The sequence below is a fragment of the Segatella copri genome (assembly GCF_949820605.1).
Classification (GTDB): Bacteria; Bacteroidota; Bacteroidia; order Bacteroidales; family Bacteroidaceae; genus Prevotella.
In genome coordinates this window covers 1,485,496-1,508,202 of the sequence record NZ_CATKVU010000006.1, presented here as the reverse complement: position 1 = coordinate 1,508,202, position 22,707 = coordinate 1,485,496, and the positions used below count along the sequence as shown (strand labels likewise).

Annotated in this window: 21 protein-coding genes; 17 read left to right on the top strand and 4 right to left on the bottom strand. The window is 47.8% G+C overall.

Going from position 1 to position 22,707, the window contains the following annotated elements; genetic code table 11:
- Positions 1-110: 110 nt before the first annotated feature.
- The 3 genes from infC to rplT all read left to right on the top strand — a co-directional run bounded on the left by infC (position 111) and on the right by rplT (position 1,455).
- The gene (gene infC, locus RCO84_RS07485; protein WP_144150671.1) at positions 111-797 is read left to right on the top strand and encodes a translation initiation factor IF-3; all 687 of its coding nucleotides are present in this window, start codon (positions 111-113) and stop codon (positions 795-797) included.
- A gap of 76 nt (positions 798-873) precedes the next feature.
- Positions 874-1,071, top strand: coding sequence for a 50S ribosomal protein L35 (rpmI, locus tag RCO84_RS07480; RefSeq protein WP_006846865.1), 198 nt, complete (start codon positions 874-876; stop codon positions 1,069-1,071).
- A gap of 39 nt (positions 1,072-1,110) precedes the next feature.
- Positions 1,111-1,455 carry a 50S ribosomal protein L20 gene (gene rplT / locus RCO84_RS07475; RefSeq protein WP_006846863.1) on the top strand — a complete coding sequence of 115 codons (345 nt, stop codon included), beginning with the start codon at positions 1,111-1,113 and terminating at the stop codon, positions 1,453-1,455.
- Between the two features lie 275 nt (positions 1,456-1,730).
- On the opposite strand, the gene RCO84_RS07470 is transcribed toward rplT, so the two are convergent.
- The 4 genes from RCO84_RS07470 to rpsA form a co-directional block, all read right to left on the bottom strand.
- Complete coding sequence (locus RCO84_RS07470) at positions 1,731-3,305, bottom strand: calycin-like domain-containing protein (RefSeq protein ID WP_317584592.1); 1,575 nt, start codon at positions 3,303-3,305, stop codon at positions 1,731-1,733.
- A gap of 83 nt (positions 3,306-3,388) precedes the next feature.
- Positions 3,389-4,153, bottom strand: coding sequence for a porin family protein (locus RCO84_RS07465; RefSeq protein ID WP_287613142.1), 765 nt, complete (start codon positions 4,151-4,153; stop codon positions 3,389-3,391).
- A 93-nt stretch (positions 4,154-4,246) separates the two neighbouring features.
- On the bottom strand, positions 4,247-5,407 hold the full coding sequence (locus RCO84_RS07460; protein ID WP_317584587.1) for a PCMD domain-containing protein: 1,161 nt from the start codon (positions 5,405-5,407) through the stop codon (positions 4,247-4,249).
- Between the two features lie 367 nt (positions 5,408-5,774).
- Entirely contained in the window at positions 5,775-7,559 is a 1,785-nt protein-coding gene (rpsA, locus tag RCO84_RS07455; RefSeq protein ID WP_264903878.1) for a 30S ribosomal protein S1, read from the bottom strand.
- Positions 7,560-8,009: 450 nt separating this feature from the next.
- Between rpsA and RCO84_RS07450 the strand changes: the two genes are divergently transcribed.
- From RCO84_RS07450 to RCO84_RS07385, 14 genes are all read left to right on the top strand, one after another.
- The gene (locus RCO84_RS07450; protein ID WP_144150681.1) at positions 8,010-9,458 is read left to right on the top strand and encodes an SLC13 family permease; all 1,449 of its coding nucleotides are present in this window, start codon (positions 8,010-8,012) and stop codon (positions 9,456-9,458) included.
- Positions 9,459-9,596: 138 nt separating this feature from the next.
- Positions 9,597-10,574 (top strand): 6-phosphofructokinase, encoded by a 978-nt coding sequence (gene pfkA, locus RCO84_RS07445; protein ID WP_144150683.1) that lies wholly within the window; start codon positions 9,597-9,599, stop codon positions 10,572-10,574.
- A gap of 208 nt (positions 10,575-10,782) precedes the next feature.
- On the top strand, positions 10,783-12,309 hold the full coding sequence (gene atpD, locus RCO84_RS07440; RefSeq protein WP_118189917.1) for a F0F1 ATP synthase subunit beta: 1,527 nt from the start codon (positions 10,783-10,785) through the stop codon (positions 12,307-12,309).
- An 18-nt stretch (positions 12,310-12,327) separates the two neighbouring features.
- Positions 12,328-12,567: an ATP synthase F1 subunit epsilon gene (atpC, locus tag RCO84_RS07435; RefSeq protein WP_022121941.1), complete on the top strand. Its 240-nt coding sequence runs from the start codon at positions 12,328-12,330 to the stop codon at positions 12,565-12,567.
- A 36-nt stretch (positions 12,568-12,603) separates the two neighbouring features.
- Positions 12,604-13,047 carry a hypothetical protein gene (locus RCO84_RS07430; RefSeq protein ID WP_287581955.1) on the top strand — a complete coding sequence of 148 codons (444 nt, stop codon included), beginning with the start codon at positions 12,604-12,606 and terminating at the stop codon, positions 13,045-13,047.
- Between the two features lie 48 nt (positions 13,048-13,095).
- Entirely contained in the window at positions 13,096-14,205 is a 1,110-nt protein-coding gene (locus RCO84_RS07425; protein ID WP_118079075.1) for a F0F1 ATP synthase subunit A, read from the top strand.
- An 80-nt stretch (positions 14,206-14,285) separates the two neighbouring features.
- The gene (gene atpE / locus RCO84_RS07420; protein WP_006846851.1) at positions 14,286-14,525 is read left to right on the top strand and encodes an ATP synthase F0 subunit C; all 240 of its coding nucleotides are present in this window, start codon (positions 14,286-14,288) and stop codon (positions 14,523-14,525) included.
- Between the two features lie 137 nt (positions 14,526-14,662).
- Complete coding sequence (atpF, locus tag RCO84_RS07415) at positions 14,663-15,163, top strand: F0F1 ATP synthase subunit B (protein ID WP_317584585.1); 501 nt, start codon at positions 14,663-14,665, stop codon at positions 15,161-15,163.
- 8 nt (positions 15,164-15,171) lie between these two features.
- Positions 15,172-15,708 (top strand): F0F1 ATP synthase subunit delta, encoded by a 537-nt coding sequence (locus RCO84_RS07410; protein ID WP_022121944.1) that lies wholly within the window; start codon positions 15,172-15,174, stop codon positions 15,706-15,708.
- A 23-nt stretch (positions 15,709-15,731) separates the two neighbouring features.
- Positions 15,732-17,318, top strand: a complete 1,587-nt coding sequence (gene atpA / locus RCO84_RS07405) for a F0F1 ATP synthase subunit alpha (RefSeq protein WP_118079073.1) — start codon at positions 15,732-15,734, stop codon at positions 17,316-17,318.
- A 6-nt stretch (positions 17,319-17,324) separates the two neighbouring features.
- Positions 17,325-18,299 carry a F0F1 ATP synthase subunit gamma gene (locus RCO84_RS07400; RefSeq protein ID WP_022121946.1) on the top strand — a complete coding sequence of 325 codons (975 nt, stop codon included), beginning with the start codon at positions 17,325-17,327 and terminating at the stop codon, positions 18,297-18,299.
- 395 nt (positions 18,300-18,694) lie between these two features.
- Entirely contained in the window at positions 18,695-19,354 is a 660-nt protein-coding gene (locus RCO84_RS07395; protein ID WP_317584584.1) for a UpxY family transcription antiterminator, read from the top strand.
- 6 nt (positions 19,355-19,360) lie between these two features.
- Entirely contained in the window at positions 19,361-20,158 is a 798-nt protein-coding gene (locus RCO84_RS07390) for a polysaccharide biosynthesis/export family protein (RefSeq protein WP_317584582.1), read from the top strand.
- 50 nt (positions 20,159-20,208) lie between these two features.
- Positions 20,209-22,704, top strand: a complete 2,496-nt coding sequence (locus RCO84_RS07385) for a GumC family protein (RefSeq protein ID WP_317584581.1) — start codon at positions 20,209-20,211, stop codon at positions 22,702-22,704.
- Positions 22,705-22,707 lie beyond the last annotated feature (3 nt).

The window sequence follows — 22,707 nt, the reverse complement described above, 5'->3', positions numbered from 1 at the left end:
TCTGCGGATTTTTTTAAAATAACCCACTGAAAATTTGGTGGTTTCACAAAATAATCGTAACTTTGCAGCCGTTTAATCAAAAAGACAAAAAAGAATATATCGAATAGTTAATGAAAAATGACAAAATGAAAAATCAGTACCGCGTAAACGACCAGATTCGTGCACGCGACGTGAGAGTAGTGAGTGATGGTGGAGCAGAAGTGATGCCAGCACGTAAGGCGTTGGAGTTGGCACGTCAGCAAGAGCTTGACTTAGTCGAGATATCTCCTAATGCGCAACCACCAGTTTGCCGTATAGTTGACTATTCTAAATTCCTTTACCAGCAGAAGAAGCATGCAAAGGAAATGAAGCAGAAGCAGGTAAAGGTGGAGACCAAGGAAATCCGTTTCGGACCTCAGACTGATGAGCACGACTATCAGTTCAAGCTCAAGCACGCTATGGAGTTCCTCAACGAGGGTAACAAGGTTCGTGCATACGTTTTCTTCCGTGGTCGCTCTATTCTCTTCAAGGAGCAGGGTGAGGTTCTTCTTCTCCGTTTCGCCAATGATTTGGAAGAGTACGGAAAGGTGGAGCAGATGCCAAAGCTTGAAGGTAAGAAGATGTTCCTCTACATGAGTCCTAAGAAGGCTGGTACTGCAAAGAAGAGTCAGCAGAAGATGGACCGTGAGAAGCGAGAGGCTGAAGCTAAGGCTGCTGCAGATGCAGAGCGCGCTGCTAATGCTGAGAAGAATGGCTTGCTCGCCAATGCTAAAGGCGGCGATAGCCTGAAGAAACTCGCAGAAGGAACAGAGAATTAAGAAAAAAGATGCGTAACGCCCTGGTATATGCGTTGCCATCGCTATAATAAATAACAATTTAAAATTAAAAGTAAAAATGCCAAAAGTAAAGACTAATTCCGGCGCAAAGAAGAGATTCCGTTTCACCGGTACAGGTAAGATTAAGCGTCATCACGCTTTTCACAGTCACATCTTGACTAAGAAGACAAAGAAGCAGAAGAGAAATCTCCTTGGTGAGACTCTCGTAGACCGTTCAAACTTGAAGCAGGTTCGCGACTTGCTCTGCCTCCGTTAATTATTAACTTTTTAGTCGAACTTTTAAAGAAAAAAAATTATGCCAAGATCAGTAAATCACGTTGCATCAAAAGCAAAAAGAACAAGAATCTTGAAGCTCACTAAGGGTTACTATGGAGCTCGCAAGAATGTATGGACAGTAGCTAAGAACACTTGGGAGAAGGGTCTTACCTACGCTTATCGCGATCGTCGTAACAAGAAGCGCACATTCCGCGCATTGTGGATTCAGCGTATCAACGCTGCTGCTCGCCTCGATGGTATGAGCTACAGCCAGTTGATGGGTGCTCTTCACAAGGCTGGTATCGAGATTAACCGTAAGGTTCTCGCTGACCTCGCTGTAAACAACCCTGAGGCTTTCAAGGCTATCGTTGCAAAGGTGAAGTAAATCCGACGCTAAATTTTTTATCGTGTTAGTGATAACACATAGGGAGTTTAGCCTCTAGATTTTGAAAAGATTGAATCCCCAGCTATCATTCATTTGATGGCTGGGGATTTTTGTTTTCTCCACTTCCTGTATTTTATTTTCTCTAGCTTCCGTTCTTGAGCAGTTACGCATATCTCATTCTCGCAGTCTGCATATATAAAAAAACATGCGTCCCGGAGTGGGGCGCATGCCTTTTATCTATAGTTTTATTTCTTGATCAATTATTTCTTGATTAATTATTTCTTAATCATCTTCTTGCTCTCGCCATTGGTGTACTTTACGATGTAAACTTGGCCACTTTGCATGTCTGTAACCTGCTGACCAGCCATGTTGTAGATAGCCTTCACGCCGTTTGGCAGGGTGAGGGTCTCAACGTTCTTGATGCTAGTGGTATAGTTTTTCAGGGTGATGGTGCGGGTTACGCAGTTCTTCAAGTCGTTGGATGTGACAGTAAAGCTAACGTAGGTATCAAAACCATCGGTTGTAATCTTCTTCGTAACATAGGCTCCGGCTCCGATGGCCTCCAATTGGAAGTTGTTGATATCCAATTCCTTATTGTAGCCTTCAAACTCCAATCCTCCGGCTTCATCAAACTTGTTTGTTATGTCCTCACCATCCATGGTAACCTTCTTCACATCAGCATTGTAAACCATCTCTACATCGTCTACATACAAAACGTCTGGATTGGTCTCGCTCTTGCTGCCGCCGCTAGGCACAGCGCAGGTTGACATGGTAACCAGGGCTGCCTTAGGCATTTCCTCAGCATTGTCGTATGTAAATGGGATGGTAATCTCCTGCCACTCGTCCTTGCTCTCGATAGAAGAGTTGTTGGCACGGGCGATGATGTTGGCTGCATACTTGTCGTCCTCCGGGTCCTGAACCATGTTGCCGTTGGTCAAGAGGGCACTGATGGTAGCCTTAGGATTCTTGTTGCCGTCGCCAGCCTTGAACTTCACCCAAACCTTCATGGCATCAGGCTTGTTGTTGAGCACTGCATAGAATGGATCGCCGTTGGCATCCACATCTGTAGAGCTGAAATCCAGGAATGAGCAGTTGTCCTTGCTTGATGCAGTCATGCTGCCAGCCTTCAGACGACCGGTGGTGATGGTACCGTTGGCAGAAGCTGCAACAATTGAACCCACCTTCACTGGAGTAGAAACAATCTTTACACACTGCTTGTTGTCTTCTGTTGCGTTCTCGCGCACCTCAGAAGATGCATAGGTATGTACAGCTGCTGAAACCATACTTGCCATGCTGCCCGTAGAGCTCATGAAAGAGTGCCATCCGTTAGGCTCCTTGCTCTTGGCACTGCTATAGGATGCCTCGTGGAAATTCTCGAAACCGGCGTTTGGCAACTGACCCATTTCGTTGCAATTCTTGCCGAGTTTTACGCCAACAATCATGTTGCCAGCCAATGGAATATTGAGGCAGGCGTTGAAATTATCGCCCTTCAGTTCACCCTTCAGGAGGATGTTCACGTTGCCGAGACCTGGTCCCATCCATTCTACGTTCTCATCGTCACCCTTGGTTATCTGGATATCCCTTGCTGCATTGAGCATGATCACGTTGCCACACTTGGTAGCCTCTACATCCTTGATAACGATGTTACCAATCTGCATGAATTCGTTCATCTTGAAGTTGAGCAGGCTCATGGTGTATTTGCCGTCTTTCTGCTCATCCACGCTCACCTTGATGTCGCCCACAGGCATGTCCGTTCCCATCATGTTAACCACGAGAGGGCAGGTGTAGTCCTTTGCCATCATCGACATAGAGCAGAGTGCTGCTGCTACTAAAGTAAAAATTTTCTTCATAAGTTTTCCTTTCTTTTATTATGATATAATTGATTTTTCTCTCCTATACATTATTATATATAAGATATTCTGGAGCAGATTTCCTATTTCAGCTGATAGCTCAATCCGATGGTACCATAGATAGGATACATCGATTGCTCTATCACGTGGAAGTCTTTCTTGAATACCTCTGATAAGCCCCAGGTAAGGCCCACATAGGCTCCCCAGCGCTTCGAGAAATACCAGTCGGCACCCACATCGATGCCAAACTGCCAGTTGCGCATATCGCTTGAGAAGTCGTATTCGCCACGCTCTCCGTCCTCATGTCCCAGTTCTACCTTGGGTCCCGTAGGGTCTCCCTGGCGCAGATAACCGTCGTAGGCACTGCCCTCAAACTTATGCGAGGTGACGTAGGAAAAGTAAGGACCCAGCTTCAGGCGAACCTTCTCTGTAACGTCGTAAGTGGCTTGCACTGGGATAGTTGCGAGGCTCTGGTCAACCTTTGTTATAACGTTGCCCGTGAACACGCCATCCAGCTGCTCACCACCTTTCACCATGGTCATGTGGTAGTTCTTTACGCCCGCATCAATCTTCATGCCCTTGCCTTCGAAGTGCAGGCCGAACATCAGTCCCCACTTGTTGTCCAGGGGATAGTGGGCGTCGATGCCGAGCAGCAGGTTAGGCTGCAGCGTGTAGCTGTGGAGGGTGCGGATGGTGGCAGGCATGCCGATAGGGGCAGTGCCACCCAAGTTGTAGCCGATGCGTGCCTGGTAGGTGAATTTGTGGAGCAGTTCTCCTAGATTCTGTCCCCATGCCTCAGCAGAGCAGAGGGATAGGATTGCGGCTGATATGATGAATGACTTTTTCATTGTCTTGTCTTCTTTTTTAAAATCTTCTCAATCTCTTCTTAATGAATCTTCTTTGTAAGAATCTTCTCATTGAATCTTCTTTGGCAGAATCATTTATTCCTTTTCGCAGGCGATGCGGAACTGATCCACCCACAATGTACTTCCGATGGCTCCCATGAACGAGGCGCCTTCTACGCTCGATGAGCAGACGATGGCCAAGCTGTAGCCCATGTTTCTGAGTTTCTGGGCATCCACCTCCTTCTTATAAACGAAGTCGATGTCGAAATGGGTCCACTCGGGTGTGTCATCGATGTCTGGCACTTTGGCGATTGCCACCACCTGAGGGCTGGTCTGCACGTTGTCGCCATAGAGCACGATGCTGTTGCCATCGGTGTCGTGGTTGTCGTAGAACACGGCATAGATGGTGCCGTAGTCTTTCTTGCCTTCCACCACCTTCTTCTGGCGGTCTGTGAACACATCGCCACGCTTGTATCGGTAGTAGCCGCTGAATTTGGTAGGCTTGAAACTTACGGGTACGCCAAACTGGGTGGTCTTCATGGCATCCTTCAGTGCCTGACCGGCGTCGAACTTTCCGATGAAGAGGTTGCCTGCAGCGATAGGCATCTTGGCCGTTGCGCCAAACTGGTCGGTATCGCTGGTGGTGAGCTTCACGCAGGCACCGTCGTATCCTTGCTCCACAGGCACCGTTGGATATTGGTCTGGCTTGGCAGAGCTTCGGCTCATAAAGAAGCCCGGATTTCCCGTAGCCCAGTTGTTGGCAAGCGTACCGTCGTCGTTCTTGTCGCTCCAGACATAATATTTATGAACAGGCTTGTTTTCGTTGAGGAAATAGTTTTCGAAGTCGTACTTCATCACTTCGTAAACCACGGGCGGGAAGATGAATCCCACTCTGTACTGCCGTTTCCAGTTGCCATCCTCGGAAGTAACGGTGTAGGTTACTTGCCCGTTGGTGAAATCCTGCACCGAACCGTTGGCAGGCGATAGGGTAGCACCTGGGGTAATCTGGAATTTCGGTGCGAAGTGCGAGAGATCGGTTCCCTTTTTTACGAGGAAGCAGATTTCATTTTCTGTAGGCATCACGTTCTGTAGGGTATCTGTGGCTTTGAGGAAGCATTCTTCCCAGTTGCCGCTGTTGGGGATGAAGGCCTGCTCGATGTCGCATTCGGCATTGAGCGGTTCTTCCTTGAAGCAAGAAGAGAGGGTAGTGATGCAACTCATTGATAGAGCGGCTACTATGAATCTTGACTGTTTCATATCTTGAACTTTCTTTTTCTTTTGTAATCTGGAGAATCGCTTCTCTTTCTTTTCTGATAGTTATTGAGAGAATGATTTCTCTAGCTTATGTAATTAATTATTTTTATCGGTGCAAAGATAAACAGAAAACTTTAAACCACCAAAGGTTTTTGTGTTTTTCGACATGTTTTTATAGAAAAATACCATGAATTAGTGGTTTTAGAACGTGAATTAGTCGAGATGAGTTTACTGAAGTTGGCAAATAGTGCCCGATAGTTTATTTTTTTTATACACATAATAAAAAAGGGAACTGATATCTCATTACTGAAATTTCAGTCCCCTGAATGTTATTTAGCTAATGAATAGCAAAAGCCTGATCTGTTTAAGATTAAGCCTTGCCCTCCATCTGAGCCTTCAACTTAGCGAGTGCATCGATATCACCGAGTGATGTGCTAGCAGCAACGTTGTTGATCATAGCTGTCTCGTTGTTATTCTTGCGACCGCCGTTTGCACGCTTGTGAGTTGGCTTAGCAACTGGCTCGTTACCCTCCTCGAATGTACGAGAGTGAGAGAGGATGATGCGCTTTGTCTCCTTAACGAACTCGATAACCTTGAAGTCGAGAGTCTCGCCCTTCTTAGCCATTGTGCCGTCCTCCTTAGTGAGGTGCTTAGGAGTAGCGAAACCTTCACCACCCTCAGCGAGAGCTACAACAGCACCCTTGTCCATCAACTCAGTGATAGTACCCTGGTGAACAGAACCTGGAGTGTAGATTGCCTCATACTCATCCCATGGGTTCTTCTCCAACTGCTTGTGGCCGAGGCTCAAGCGACGGTTCTCCTTATCGATTTCGAGAACTACTACGTCGATAGAAGCGCCTACAGAAGTGAACTCAGATGGGTGCTTAACCTTCTTAGTCCAAGAGAGGTCAGAGATGTGAATCAAACCATCAACACCTTCCTCGAGCTCTACGAAGATACCGAAGTTAGTGAAGTTGCGAACCTTAGCAGTGTGCTTGCTGCCAACAGGATACTTAGTCTCGATAGCCTCCCATGGATCTTCCTTGAGCTGCTTGATACCAAGGCTCATCTTGCGCTCAGCGCGGTCGAGAGTCAGGATAACTGCCTCTACCTCGTCACCTACCTTCATGAAGTCCTGAGCAGAACGCAAGTGCTGGCTCCAAGACATCTCAGATACGTGGATCAAGCCCTCTACACCTGGAGCAATCTCAACGAATGCACCGTAGTCAGCCATAACCACTACCTTACCCTTCACGTGGTCACCTACCTTGAGGTTTGGATCAAGTGCATCCCATGGATGTGGAGTGAGCTGCTTCAAACCGAGAGCAATACGCTTCTTCTCCTCATCGAAGTCGAGGATTACAACGTTGATCTTCTGGTCGAGAGATACAACCTCGTGTGGATCGCTTACACGGCCCCAAGAGAGGTCTGTGATGTGGATCAAACCGTCAACACCGCCGAGGTCAACGAATACACCGTAAGTAGTGATGTTCTTAACGGTACCCTCGAGAATCTGACCCTTCTCGAGTTTGCCGATGATCTCCTTGCGCTGCTGCTCGAGCTCCTGCTCGATGAGAGCCTTGTGAGATACAACGACATTGCGGAACTCCTGGTTGATCTTTACAACCTTGAACTCCATTGTCTTGCCTACGAATACGTCGTAGTCGCGTATAGGGTGAACGTCGATCTGGCTTCCTGGCAAGAAAGCTTCGATACCGAAAACGTCAACGATCATACCGCCCTTAGTGCGGCACTTGATGTAACCCTGGATAACTTCCTCGTTCTCGAGAGCTGCATTAACACGCTCCCAAGACTTGCTGAGGCGAGCCTTCTTGTGAGAGAGTACCAACTGGCCCTTTACGTCCTCCTGGTTCTCTACATAAACCTCAACCTTGTCGCCTACCTTGAGGTCTGGGTTGTAACGGAATTCAGAAGCAGGGATAATACCATCGCTCTTGTAACCGATGTTTACGATAACCTCTTTCTTGTCTACAGAGATTACTGTACCCTCTACAACCTGGTGTTCTGTTACCTTGTTAAGAGTTTCGTCATAGGCCTTCTCGAGGTCTGTTTTGCTGACGTTTGCGCTTGTGCCATTCTCAAACTCATCCCAATTGAAGTCGTCCAATGGCTTTACGTTCTTTAAATCTGACATAAAAAATAATTAAAAAATTAAAATTAATAAAGTTTGACTTTATGTGAATTGTATAAATCGGGCGCAAAATTACTCATTTTCTTTGAGTTACAGGCATTTACTCTTGATTTTCTTCTTTTCGTTAGTAATATTTAACTAAAATCACTGTTTTTGGTGGATTTCTTCGGGGAAATACATTATATATATGAGCTCAACCTTTCAATATTCTGATAACTTCCTCCTCGATATTTCTTCCTGTGATGTTCTTCTCTGTTATCCGTGTTTTCATCTAATTCTATGATAAAAATGAAGAGGGATGAAAAATAATGGCGAAAGAAAAAAACGGACGAAATTTTCATTTGTATGAAAAATGAGTTAAATTCATTAAAAAAAAATACCGAAATGTTGGCGATTACAAAATAATTGTTACCTTTGCGTTCAAAATGTAATGAATATAATAAAATAAATGATATGACACTAGTCATCCTTGCCATACTGATACTGGCATATATTCTCATTGCAACCGAGAATATTACCAAGGTGAACCGTGCTGCCGTAGCCATCTTTGCTGGAACGGTAGGATGGGTCCTCTATATCTGTTTCGGTATGGACTTCGTGACCAGTGAACACTCTTCTGATTATTCGCGCTATCTGAATCTCGGAATGTGGAACGAGATAGAATCCACCAGTACAACGGTGAAGTATTTTATTGCTCGTAACATCTTCCTTCCTTATGTGGGTAGAGCAGCAGAAATCGTACTCTTCCTGCTTGCTACTATGACGATAGTTGAAATTCTCAATAACAATGGTTGCTTCGATTTCATACGCCAGTTGTTACGTACCCGAAGCGCCAAGAAAATGCTATGGATTCTCGCTGCCGTAACCTTTGTTATTTCGGCAAATCTCGATAATCTTACTACAACAGTGATGATGCTTACGATGATGCATGGGGTAATTCCAAACCGTCGTCAGCGCATGGTGTATGGAGGTGCCATTCTTCTTTCTGCCAACTGTGGCGGAGCTCTTACCGTTATCGGAAATCCGGAAGGACTGGTGATGTGGAATATGGGTGCTGTAACGGCTACTCATTATTTCCTGTCGCTTCTGCTGCCATGTCTTGCAGCCTGGCTCATTCCGTTGTTGATGATGCAGCGCATGCTGCCTGAAAGAGTAGAGACAGAATGGATTGCTATGCCATACCGCGGGGATGATACCCGTCTCAATGTATGGCAGCGCTTGCTGATGCTCTTTGTGGGCATCGGTGGATTGTGGTTTATCCCTACCTTCCATAATATTACGAAATTAAGTCCTTTCCTCGGTGCGCTCTGCGTATTGGGCGTACTTTGGATTGTGAACGAGATATTCAACCGTAAACTCATGAATATGGATGCGATGGCTGACCGTCGCACTCCTAGAGTGTTCCAATACGGAGTCGTCCAGATGATTCTCTTCGTGATGGGTATCATGCTTGCCATCGGAGTGGTGAAGGAGACCGGCGCTTTTGACGATTTTGCTACTCTTCTCAACTCTGTCGGTATGGATGATAAGCGTCCTGGCGTGCTGTTGCATGGCGTCTTGGCTGGTATCATCAGTACTGTACTTGACAACTTTGCTACAGCCATGAACTTTTTCTCCCTTCATGATCTGCCAAATGTGAATGATCCTTCATTCAGCATGCTTACTGATTATCATACCAATGGTATCTACTGGCAGATGATTGCATATTGCGTAATGGCTGGTGGTAACGTTCTTGGTATCGGTACAATCAGCGGTCTTGCCCTGATGAAGATGGAACGTATGCACATGGGATGGTATTTCCGCAATATTGGCTGGAAAGCTTTGGTGGGTGGCGTCATCGGACTTGCTATCCTTTGGCTTTCCCATATTCTGGTGGCTGGTGCCGCAAACCTAATTATTTAAATCGATAAGTCCAAACAAAGCAAGCGGTATACCCTTGGATACCTACTGTATATGTAGGGGTAATGGATGAAAAACATCATCCTGAGAGGATAATAAACTAACATTAAAAAAATATATATAATATAATAAGGTATAGTTATGGCAAAGATTAAGACTATTGGAATTTTAACATCTGGAGGAGATGCTCCAGGTATGAATGCTGCTATCCGTGCGGTTACCCGTTCGGCTATCTACAACGGTTTCACTGTGAAAGGTATCTATCGTGGTTACGATGGTCTCATCAATGATGAAATTAAAACCTTTTCTACAGAGAATGTAAGCGGTATCATCGGCACAGGTGGTACGATGCTGAAGACAGCCCGTTCTAAGGAATTCATGACCGAGGAAGGTCGTCAGAAGGCATTTGAAACGATTCAGAAAGAGGAAATAGATGCGCTTGTCGTGATTGGCGGTAACGGTTCGCTGACAGGTGCGATGAATTTCGCACGTGAGTTTGATGTATGCTGCATCGGATTGCCTGGAACAATTGATAATGACCTTTTTGGTACAGACAATACGATTGGTTATGATACTACGATGAATACTATCGTAGAATGTGTAGACCGCATCCGTGATACTGCGCAGAGCCACGAGCGTATCTTCTTTATCGAGGTGATGGGCCGTGATGCTGGTTTCCTGGCTCAGAACTCAGCTATCGCCAGTGGAGCAGAGGCAGCCATCATACCAGAGGATTCTACCGATGTAGACCAGTTGGCTCAATTCATGGAGCGTGGTATCCGTAAGTCTAAGAAGAGTTGTATCGTCATCGTGTCAGAGAGTCCTAAGTGCGGTGCTCTTTATTATGCCGACCGTGTGCGCAAGGAGTTCCCTGAGTTTGATGTACGTGTATCTATCCTGGGTCACTTGCAGCGTGGCGGCCGTCCATCAGCCCGTGACCGTATTCTTGCGAGCCGTACCGGTTGTGGTGCCATCGAGGCTATCATGCAGGGACAGCGCAATGTGATGATTGGTGTACGCAATAACGAGGTGGTATACGTTCCGCTTTCTGAAGCCATCCGCTCAGATAAGCCATTCGACCGTAAACTGATCAAGGTTTTGGATGAGTTGAGTATCTAATTTATAGAGATAAGGGTAAGAAGAGTGGAGTTTGGACTCCTGACTTCTTGCTTTTGCATAGGAAAATGGTTTAAAGGGAACTAAAAATGGTTTAATAAGGTATAAAAGCCGAATAAAACTTTTAATTAATTTGTGGTTTCCATAAATTGTTGTTACTTTTGCAGTCAAGAATAATGTAAATATATATAATTTTTAAACTAATAAGCTTATGTCACAAATTAACGGACGTATCTCTCAGATTATCGGTCCTGTTATCGACGTTTACTTCGATACAAAGGGCGAGAATCCAGAGAAGGTGCTTCCTAAAATTTATGAAGCTCTGAAGGTAAAACGTCCAGACGGACGCGAGCTTGTCATCGAGGTGCAGCAGCACATCGGTGAGGATACAGTTCGCTGTGTCGCTATGGATAATACTGACGGTTTGCAGCGCGGCTTGGAGGTTATCCCTACAGGTAACCCAATCCAGATGCCAGCCGGAGAGCAGATCAAGGGTCGTATGATGAATGTCATCGGACAGCCTATTGATGGTATGAATGAATTGGACATGAAAGGTGCTTATCCTATCCACCGTGAGGCTCCGAAGTTTGACGAACTTTCTACTCACAAGGAGATGCTTGCTACCGGTATTAAGGTGATCGACCTGCTCGAGCCTTACATGAAGGGTGGTAAGATTGGTCTTTTCGGTGGTGCCGGTGTAGGTAAGACGGTGCTTATCATGGAGTTGATCAACAACATTGCCAAGGGACACAACGGTTACTCTGTATTTGCCGGAGTAGGTGAGCGTACCCGTGAGGGTAACGACTTGATTCGAGACATGCTCGAGTCTGGTGTTATCAAGTATGGCGAGAAGTTCCGTAAAGCGATGGAAGAAGGTAAGTGGGATCTCTCACTTGTCGATCCTGAGGAACTTGCCAAGAGTCAGGCTACTCTGGTATATGGTCAGATGAATGAGCCACCTGGGGCACGTGCTTCTGTAGCTCTCTCTGGTTTGACCGTAGCTGAGGAGTTCCGTGATCACGGAGGTAAGAATGGTGAGGCAGCAGATATCATGTTCTTCATCGATAACATCTTCCGTTTCACCCAGGCTGGTTCTGAGGTATCTGCGCTGTTGGGTCGTATGCCATCAGCCGTAGGTTATCAGCCAACGCTGGCTTCTGAGATGGGTGCCATGCAGGAGCGAATCACTTCTACCAAGAATGGTTCCATCACCTCTGTACAGGCCGTTTATGTGCCTGCCGATGACTTGACCGACCCTGCTCCAGCTACCACCTTTACTCACCTGGATGCTACCACTGAGCTTTCCCGTAAGATTGCATCTCTCGGTATCTATCCTGCCGTAGACCCGCTGGGTTCTACCTCTCGTATCCTCGACCCGCTGATTGTGGGCAAGGCGCACTACGATTGTGCACAGCGAGTAAAGCAGTTGTTGCAGCGTTATAACGAGTTGCAGGATATCATCGCCATCCTCGGTATGGATGAGCTCTCTGATGAGGATAAGTTGACCGTGAACCGTGCACGCCGTGTACAGCGTTTCCTGAGCCAGCCATTCACCGTAGCAGAGCAGTTTACCGGTTTGAAGGGTGTGATGGTTCCTATCGAAGAGACTATCAGGGGCTTCAACGCCATCCTCGACGGTGAGGTAGATGACCTGCCAGAGCAGGCATTCCTCAACGTAGGTACTATCGAGGATGCCAAGGAGAAAGCTAAGCAGTTGCTCGCAGCAGCACAGGCGTAATCTTTAAATCCACGGCTTATGTTACAGCTAAAGATAGTATCTCCTGAGAAAGTAGTCTTCCAGGGTGAGGTAGAGAGCGTACTGGTTCCGGGAACCCTCGGCTCGTTCGAGATTCTCAAGGATCACGCGCCTATCATCTCTTCGCTCGAAGTGGGCAAGGTGGAATACACTACCAAGGAAGGCAAGCAGGTAATGAACATCAAGGGCGGATTCGTGGAATGTAAGAAAAACGAAGTAAGCCTTTGCGTAGAAGTTTAGATAAGTGATTAATTTTTAGTGATTAATTATTAGATAATGGAAAAAGACGAAAAGTTGCGCTTGCAGACTATCAGACAGGCGAGTATCAGGTATAAGCAGATTTCTTTGTGGCTTACAGCAGCAGTGGCTCTTGCCGTGCTCTTTGCCTGCAGATTATCTGCTCAATGCGATGATATGATAGCCCAGGTTGTTAACCCGCTGGTAGTGAGTGCGATATTCTCACTCGTTGCAAGTACTGCTTATGGTGAAGCATGGAAGGCTGTTGCAAAGTCATCGCCAGCCAATCTCGCCAAGTTCTATCTGGCAGCCATGATGCTGAAGATGATGGCCGGAGTACTGGTGTTCCTCATCTATGTGCTGGTATGCGACAAGCAGAACATTCTGGGCTTTACCGCCATCTTCGCCCTTTTCTATGTCGTACTTCTCGTGTTCGACTGCATCTACTTCGCTCGGGTAGAGAAAAAGAACCGTCTTTCATAAGCGGTTCTGAAACAAATAATTAATAAACAAAAGTAAGAATTAAAGAATATGAAACATCTCAAGCAATTCCTCTTGATGGCGATGCTGCTCTTCACGCTGGCACCTCTGCAGGTATCGGCTAAGGAGAACATCGATGTGAAAGAGATATTGTGGGGTCATATCAAGGATTCTTATGAATGGCATATCACCAAGGTGGGAGATCATCCCGTAGTGATTCATCTGCCAATCATCGTTAACACCACTTCGGGCTGGCACGTGTTCTGCAGCAGCGAATTCTCGGAAGAGAAGGATGCCAATGGAGACCGTCCAGGACCTTTCAACCTGGTGATCAAGAACGCTGATGCGCAGGCGAATCCCAACAAGATAGTAGAGAAGGTGGGAGGCCAGGAGGTTCGTCCGCTTGACATCTCCATCACGAAGACCGTTTGCGTGCTCTTCATCGATGCTATCATCCTGTTGCTCTGTGTCCTGATACCAGCCCGCTGGTGCAGGAAGCACAAGGTGGATGACCCTGCACCAAAGGGATTTGTGGGACTGATGCACATGTTCATCATGTCGGTATATACCGATGTAATTGAGGCCACCCTGGGTAAGGAGGCGCCAAAGTACGCACCATGGTTGCTTACTTGCTTCTTCTTTATCTTCGTGGCGAACATCATGGGTATCGTACCATTCCCTCCAGGTGGTGGTAACCTGACGGGTAATATCGCCTGCACCGTATTCTTCGGTGTAACGACATTCCTGATTACCAACTTCACCGGTACCAAGGAATACTGGAAGGATATTTTCTGGCCTGAGGTACCAACCTGGTTGAAGGTCCCTGTGCCACTGATGCCATTCATCGAGCTCTTCGGAATCTTTACGAAACCGCTGGCTCTGATTATCCGACTCTTCGCCAACATGATGGCGGGTCACGCCATCGCACTTTCGTTTGCGGCTATCATTTTCATCATGTTCAACATCAGTGAGAATGCTATCGCCAACTATGTGGCAGGTACGGGTATGACAATAGTAAGTGTTGCGATGAGCGCCTTTATGATGCTCCTCGAAGTATTGGTAAGCTACATTCAGGCATTGGTATTCACCATGCTGAGTGCAGTATTCATCTCGCTGGCTCATGTAAAGTCTCATGAGGCTGAGCCAGAGGTAGTGAAGTAGTTTATAGATTATAGATTACGGATCTAATTTCATTCAGATAATAAACAAAGAAAATATAAACAACTTAAATTATTAAGATTATGTTATCACTTTTATTAGCAGCAGAGATTGCAAAGTTGGGTGCCGCAGTAGGTGCAGGTTTGGCCGCTATTGGCGCAGGTATTGGTATCGGTCGCATTGGTGGCCAGGCTATGGACGCTATGGCTCGTCAGCCAGAGAAGATGGGCGACCTCCGTTCTTCTATGATTATCGCAGCTGCGTTGGTTGAGGGTGTTGCGTTCTTCGCTGTCATCATCGCCATCCTGGCAATCGTTATGTAATCATCTCATCTGTCACTATCATCTGCCCCGATTAAAGAAAGTCTCAGGCATCAGCCTGATGTCTTTCCGGGGCATGATAGAGATGATTCTAGAGTTAGTTAAAATAAAACGTTTAAGTAAAACTTTAACCAGTATATATGGATTTATTAATTCCGGATAGCGGTTTGCTCTTCTGGATGACGCTGGTCTTCATCATCGTCTTCATCATTCTTTGGAAGGCTGGATTCCCAGCCATCATTAAGATGGTGAACGGACGCAAGGCTTTCATCGATGAAAGTCTGAAGAAGGCTCACGAAGCCAACGAGAAGCTTGCCAATATCCAAAAAGAAGGTGAATCCATCTTGCAGGAAGTTCGCGAGAAGCAGGCTGCCCTCCTCAAGGAGGCTGCCGAAACCCGCGATGCCATTGTAGAGAAAGCACAGGATAAAGCACGCGAAGAAGGCGCACGTCTCCTCTCTGATGCCAAGAAGCAGATTGAGACCGAGAAGCAGAACGCCATTCGTGAAATCCGAGGCCAGGTAGCCGAACTCTCTGTTCAGATTGCAGAGAAGGTGCTCAAGGCTAAGCTCTCTGACGACAAGGCACAGATGGATATGATAAATCGACTGCTGGACGAGGTTTCTTCTGACAACAAATAGTAAAGCTTATGGATATAGGTGTAATATCGGTGCGTTATGCCCGTGCCCTCATCAAGGCTGCACTCGGCATGAAGCTCGAAGATCAGGTCTACCAGGAGATGCAGACGCTCTTTAAGAGCTACATCGACGTGCCTGAACTGAGATTTACGATAGACAACCCTATGCTTTCCAAAGACAAGAAAGAGGCACTTCTCATCACAGCCCTGGGCAAGGAGCCTACGGAACTGAGCAAGAAGTTTATCGCTCTCGTCTTGAAAGAGGATAGGGAGAGCACCCTGCAATTCATGGCTGCTTCGTATATCACTCTTTACAGGAAACAGAAGAACATCATCCGCGGTAAGCTGATCACCGCCACTGCCGTTGACGCCTCTACTGAGGACAAGATGCGCAAGATGGTGGAGCAGAGAACGAAAGGTACTGTGGAGTTCAAGACCGAGGTGAACCCTGAACTGATTGGTGGTTTCATCCTTGAGTATGATACTTACAGAATGGATGCGAGCGTGAAGACTAAGCTCAACAACATTCTGACACAGCTCAAAAAGTAAAATTAATTAAAGTAAATAACAAAATGTCAGATAAAATTAAACCAAGTGAGGTGTCTGAGGTTCTTCAGCAGCAGCTCCAGGAGGTTAATGGCTCTCAGCAGTTTGACGAGGTGGGTACCGTGCTTACCGTCAGCGATGGCGTGGCTCGTATCTATGGTCTGCGCAATGCCGAGGCTAATGAACTTCTTGAGTTTGAGAACGGAACCATGGCTATCGTCATGAACTTGGAGGAAGACAATGTAGGTTGTGTCCTCTTAGGTCCTACAGCTGGCATCAAGGAGGGACAGAGCGTGAAGCGTACACACCGTATTGCTTCTATCCGCGTAAACGACAACTTCCTCGGACGTGTCGTAAACCCTCTGGGTCAGGCTATTGATGGTCTGGGTGACATCGACCTCACCGATTCTTTCGAGATGCCTTTGGATCGTAAGGCACCTGGTGTAATCTATCGTCAGCCAGTAAAGGAACCTCTTCAGACTGGTTTGAAGGCGGTAGACTCTATGATTCCTATCGGTCGTGGACAGCGTGAGTTGATCATCGGTGACCGTCAGACCGGTAAGACTGCCATCGCAGTGGATACCATCATCAACCAGAAGAGTTTCTATGAGGCTGGCAAGCCAGTATATTGTATCTATGTAGCTATCGGTCAGAAAGCATCTACCGTTGCAGCATTGGTACAGAACCTCAAGGAGCATGGCGCCCTGCCATATACCATCATCGTAAGTGCTACCGCTGCCGATCCTGCAGCCATGCAGTATTACGCACCATTTGCCGGTGCAGCTATCGGCGAGTACTTCCGCGACCGCGGTTACTCAGCTCTCGTAGTATACGATGACTTGAGTAAGCAGGCTGTGGCTTACCGTGAGGTATCTCTGATCCTCCGCCGTCCATCCGGACGTGAGGCTTACCCTGGTGATGTCTTCTATCTCCACTCTCGTCTGTTGGAGCGTGCCGCTCGTATCAACGACCAGCAGGAAGTAGCCGAGCAGATGAACGACCTTCCAGAGTGCATGAAGGGTCACGTTAAGGGTGGTGGTTCTTTGACAGCCCTCCCTATCATCGAAACACAGGCAGGTGACGTATCAGCATACATCCCAACCAACGTGATTTCCATCACCGACGGTCAGATTTTCCTTGAGACCGACCTCTTCAACCAGGGCTTCCGTCCGGCTATCAACGTAGGTATCTCCGTATCTCGTGTAGGTGGTTCTGCCCAGATCAAGAGTATGAAGAAGGTGGCTGGTACACTGAAGATTGATATGGCTCAGTATCGTGAGCTGGAGGCCTTCTCTAAGTTCTCTAGCGATATGGATGCCGTAACAGCGATGACTCTGGACCGTGGCCGTAAGAACGACCAGTTGCTGGTTCAGCCTCAGTACCGCCCAATGCCGGTAGGCGAGCAGGTAGCTATTCTCTACTGTGGTGTTCACGGATTGATGCACGACGTGCCAATGGATAAGGTTCGCGACTGTCAGGATCTATTCCTCGATGCAATGCGCAGCCAGCACGCTGATGTGATTGAGACTTTGGGCGATGGTAAACTCACCGACGATGCCATTAAGGCAGTCGAGGAGACCATGGCTAATGTTGCAGGACAATATAAAGCGTAATAGCCTATGCCGTCATTAAAAGAGATTAAAACTCGCATAGCCAGCGTTAACAGTACCCGTAAGATTACGAGTGCGATGAAGATGGTGGCTTCCAGTAAGTTGCATCATGCTCAGGTAGCTATCCAGAATATGCTGCCTTATGGAAATATGCTGGAACATATCCTCAAGAGTTTCCTGGTAAGTACTCCGAATGTCGACCATCCGTTGCAGTTGGAGCACAAGGAGACCAAGCGTGTAGCTCTTGTGGTATACAGTTCTAACAGCAGCTTGTGTGGTGGATTCAATTCCAACGTTATCAAGATGATGATGCATGCGGTGGACGAGTATAAGGCTCAAGGCATTGACGACATCACGGTGTATCCTATCGGACGAAAAGTGGCAGAGAAGGCACAGAAACTGGGTTTGAAGATTGGCGGTAACTTTAATGATCTTGCCGATCATCCTCATGCCAGCGCCTGTGCAGATATCGCCCATTCACTTGCCAAGCAGTATGCTGCTGGTGAGCTCGATAAGGTGGAGATGATTTATCATCACTTTAAGAGTGCCGGTTCACAGATTCTGACCCGCAAGACTTTCTTGCCTATTGATCTCAGCACTGAGGCAATAGGAGTGGACAACGATCGTGACCTTACCTCTAATGTGGCTACGGCAAAGGCTCAGGAATATCTGCGCCAAAAGCAGGCTGAAGCTGACGGACGCCAGAGTTCTGAGGCAAAACCTCTGAATGATGACTTCATTGTAGAGCCAGACTTGGAGACTGTTTTGGGAGTCTTGATTCCTAAGCAGCTTCGTCTGATGATTTATACAGCGTTGCTGGATAGCCAGGCGAGTGAGCATGCCGCCAGAATGGTGGCCATGCAGACCGCTACGGATAATGCCGATGAACTCTTGCGCGAACTCAACTTGCAGTACAACAAGAGTCGTCAACAGGCCATTACCAATGAATTGCTTGATATTGTGGGAGGTAGCGTAAACAACTAAGTTTCCTTCCATCTGTATAATGTTTAATCGGGGTAAATCACTTATAGAAAGAGATTTATCCCGATTTTATGTTTTGTATGCAAATAAAATAGTGAAATTAACGTATATTAAGAAAATGGCTAAAAAAACTAATTTTAGCTAAAGTTGTGCTAACATTCTTTCGTTTTTTTTTTTTTGTTAACTTTGCGGCGCGTTTGAGAACTAAACCAGGAAATATGAGGTTTAGTTACCCAAATGGGATTGCGGGTACAGCATCGCCTGGATCAGGGTTGCTCCGAACGACAGAAGCTTTACGAGAAGTATACTGTCTTAATCTCCTTGCTGCTTGTGACGACTCGTTTCGACACAAGGGGGAAGAGAAAATGTGTCTATATAAGAATACTTAAAATGAAAGAATGGACAATTCAATAAAAGATATCAATCATTCTCTAAGCATACAAGCCGAGACTCTTGGCGAACCAGCCGAGACAGAGGCATTATGGTATGCCATGCGCGTGTTCATGAACAAAGTGGCGCTTTGCCGAGACTTGTTCAACCTGTTCAACAACGTGCTTAAGGATTCTGACCAGATGAAAGACACATTCCCCGAAGATATGATGGGCGATGTGATGGAATATTACGCCCCCTTCGTAAAAGAGAGACATGTAAACAGCCAAGGCAAGAAGATTGTGGTGGAGCGCCCACTCATACCCTCGCTTTTCTTCATGCGCAGCAACAAGCGACAGGCGCTATGCCTGGAGCGGGAACTGTGTGGCAAGGCAAGGCTATATCGCCAGCTGGTGGACTTCGATCCACAGCCCATCGCCATTCCCAAGCGACAGATGCAGATGTTCATGATGGTGTCGTCGGGCGATCAGGAGGGGCTGGAGTATTTCGAGGATGGAGCCTTCAACTGGAAGAAAGGTGAACGTGTCAGGGTCATCGACGGCAGGTTCAAAGGTCTGGAGGGCGAAATCAAGCGTATCAATGGCGACCATCGGCTCATCGTCACGATAGAGGGAATCTGTGCCGTCGCCACCACCTATATACCAAGATGTTTTCTAGAAAAAATATAAAATCATATGAAATATCGTAAATCATTGCTTTCTGGAGCTTTTTGTACGGGACTTCTTGTCCTGTCAGCTTGTGGAACCCCACAACAAATAGCTTATTTCCAGGATTTTAACCAAAATCCTGACACGCTGATCAATCTGAAAAGTGCGGTAATCACCGCCAAACCAACAGATAAACTCTACATCGGCGTGAAGAGCAAGGATCCACAGATCACACAGCTCTTCAACCTTACGGGAACCACCACCAGTTACTCTACGTCGTCCATCGCCAAGGATGCCTATTATTATACGGTAGACAGCAAGGGCAACATCGACTTTCCTGTGCTGGGCACCCTGCATGTGGCAGGTCGTACCCGAGAGCAGATTGCCGAGGAAATCAAGAAAGTTCTGGTGGACCGCAACTTGGTGAAGGATCCCGTGGTGACCGTCAGCCTGACAAATCTCCACTATTCGGTGATTGGTGAGGTGGCACGCCCTGGACAGTATGAAATCGAGGACGAGAAAGTGACTATTCTCGATGCCCTTAGCAAGGCGGGCGACCTGACCATCTATGGCACCCGTGAAGACGTGATGGTGTTGCGCCAGGAAAACGGCCACCAGAAGATATACAAGATTAATCTCTGCTCGGGAAACAGCGTGTTCAACAGTCCGGTATATTACCTGCAGCAGAACGACGTGGTTTACATCAGCCCCAACGAGACCAAGGCTCGCCAGAGCACGGTCAATGGCAACAATGTCAGGAGCACGGGCTTCTGGATTAGCCTTGCCTCACTTGCCACCAGCGTGGCGGTACTTATCAAGAAATAATGTAAGAGTTGAGTGAACACTCAACATTCAACATTCAACATTCAAATTCAATGATTCAGAATAATCAAGCGACGATGCAGAATGCTCCGGGTCGTCGCCCCCAGCAGGCAGAAGACTTTATTCGTCTGCAAGACTTAATGTATCTGTGCCTTGTGCGCTGGCGATGGTTTGTCATCTCGCTCGTCGTCACCCTGGGCATAGCCACTTATTACCTCCTCTCCACGCCGGGTGTCTATCAGCGCACGGCATCCATCCTCATCAAGGAAGACGGCAAGAGCCAGAGCATCAACAGCGATGTGGCCAGTATGTTCTCCGACATGGGACTCTCGGGAGGCAAGTCGAACGTCAACAACGAGTTGATTGCCATTCAGTCGCCAGCCGTCTTGCTGGAGGCAGGCAAGCAGCTCAAACTCGACGTAAACTACAGTGAAGACGGTACCTTCCATCCTGTGGCTCTCTATGGCAGAACGCTGCCTGTAACCGTTCATTTCTATGGCTTGAACGATATGCAGAGCGCCAATTTGGATGTAGAGGTAAAGCATGGCAACCAGTTTTCCATCGTACATGTGAGTGGTACCGACAAGGCTGGAAACGAAGTGGAATCGGACGAGGAGGTACAGGGCAAGCTGGGCCAGACCGTCCGCACGGCGATGGGCTATGTATGCGTAGACCAGGCACCGGGCTATTCAGCCTTCGTCAATGGATATGAGAGCAGGAAACTGCATGTGACTCGCACCAACCTCTATGCCATGACCGACCATATCAAGGCGTCGCTCTCGGCAAGCATCAGCGAGGAGAAGGCAACAGTCATCGACCTGACCTATAGGGACCAGCTCACCCAGCGCGCCGAGGACGTGCTGAACACCATCATCTCCGTATACCGCAAGAACTGGATGGAGGACAAGAACCAGATGACCGTTTCCACCTCCCATTTCATCACCGAGCGCCTGGGTGTCATCGAGCGAGAACTGGGCGACGTAGACAAGGACATCTCCTCGTTCAAGAGCCGCAATCTGCTGCCCGACGTAGAGACCGCCGCACAGCAATATATGCAGAAGAGCGGCGACGTAGACAAGCAGATACTCGAGCTGAACTCACGCCTCTCCATGGCACGTTACCTGCGCGACTTCCTGACTGGCAAGGTGGGCAAGAACCAGCTCCTGCCAGCCAATATCGGCATCGACAGCCCGGGTATCGAGCAGCAGATTACCGAATACAACAAGCAGCAGCTGGAGCGCAACAACCTGGTGGCTAACTCCAGCGAGCAGAACCCATTGGTGGCAGACTATGACCAGAGCCTCGCCTCCATGCGCCATAGCATCGTAACCAGTATCGACAACTTCGTGGTGACACTCAACTCGCAGCTTGGCAACCTGCAGGCAAACGAGGCGCAGACCACCAGCCAGATAGCCAGCAACCCTAGCCAGGCAAAGTACCTGCAAACAGTGGGTCGCCAGCAGAAGGTGAAGGAGGCGCTCTACCTCTTCCTCTTGCAGAAGAGAGAGGAAAACGAGCTTTCCAAGGCTTTCACCGCCTACAACACGCGCATCATCACCCCTCCTACGGGCGACATCAAGCCCGTGCAGCCTGTGCGCCGCAACATCATCCTCGTGGCTTTCGTTCTAGGATTCCTGATACCTGTGGTAGTCATCTTTATCCGTGAGAACATGAACACGACGGTGAGGGGCAGAAACGACCTCAAGAACATCACCATACCATTCCTCGGTGAGATACCATACAGCATCAGTCGTAAGAACAGACCAACTCTTCTGCAGCGCATCCAGTTCTGGAAGAAGCCGAAGGAGACGCGACAGATTGTGGTGAAGGCAGGCAAGCGCGACATCGTGAACGAGGCGTTCCGCGTGCTGCGCACAAACATGGAGTTTATGGTAGGCACCCATCCCGAGCAGAACGTCATCATCCTTACGTCTTTCAACCCAGGCTCGGGCAAGAGTCACTTGGCAGGCAACATCGCCATGTCGCTCGCCATCAAGAAGAAACGGGTGCTCGTCATCGATGGTGACCTCCGCCATGGTTCCGCATCCATGCTCGTGGGCAGCCCTGGCGAGGGACTCAGCGACTATCTCAACGGCAGGACCGATGACCTGGAGGGCATCATCTGCCATGGCGAGGAGCATGGACTGGTGAAGGATTTCGACGTGCTGCTTATCGGTACCATGCCGCCTAACCCTACGGAGCTCCTCTTCACCGAGCGTCTGGAGAAGATGATCAAGCAGGTGAGGGGTGAGTACGATTATGTGTTCATCGACTGTCCACCAGTGGAAATCGTGGCAGATACCCAGATTATAGAGAAACTTGCCGACCGCACCATCTTCGTGGTACGCTCGGGCTTGATGCAGCGCAGTATGCTGGGCGACATTGAGCAGCTCTACAAGGACAAGAAATTCAAGAATATGTCGCTCATTCTGAACGGAACCAAGGCTCAGGGCGGCCGCTACGGCCACTACTATCGCTATGGCTATCACTATGGCTACGGCTACCACTACGGCTCCGACAAGAATGGGGGGGCAAAAATAGGAAAGTAGAAA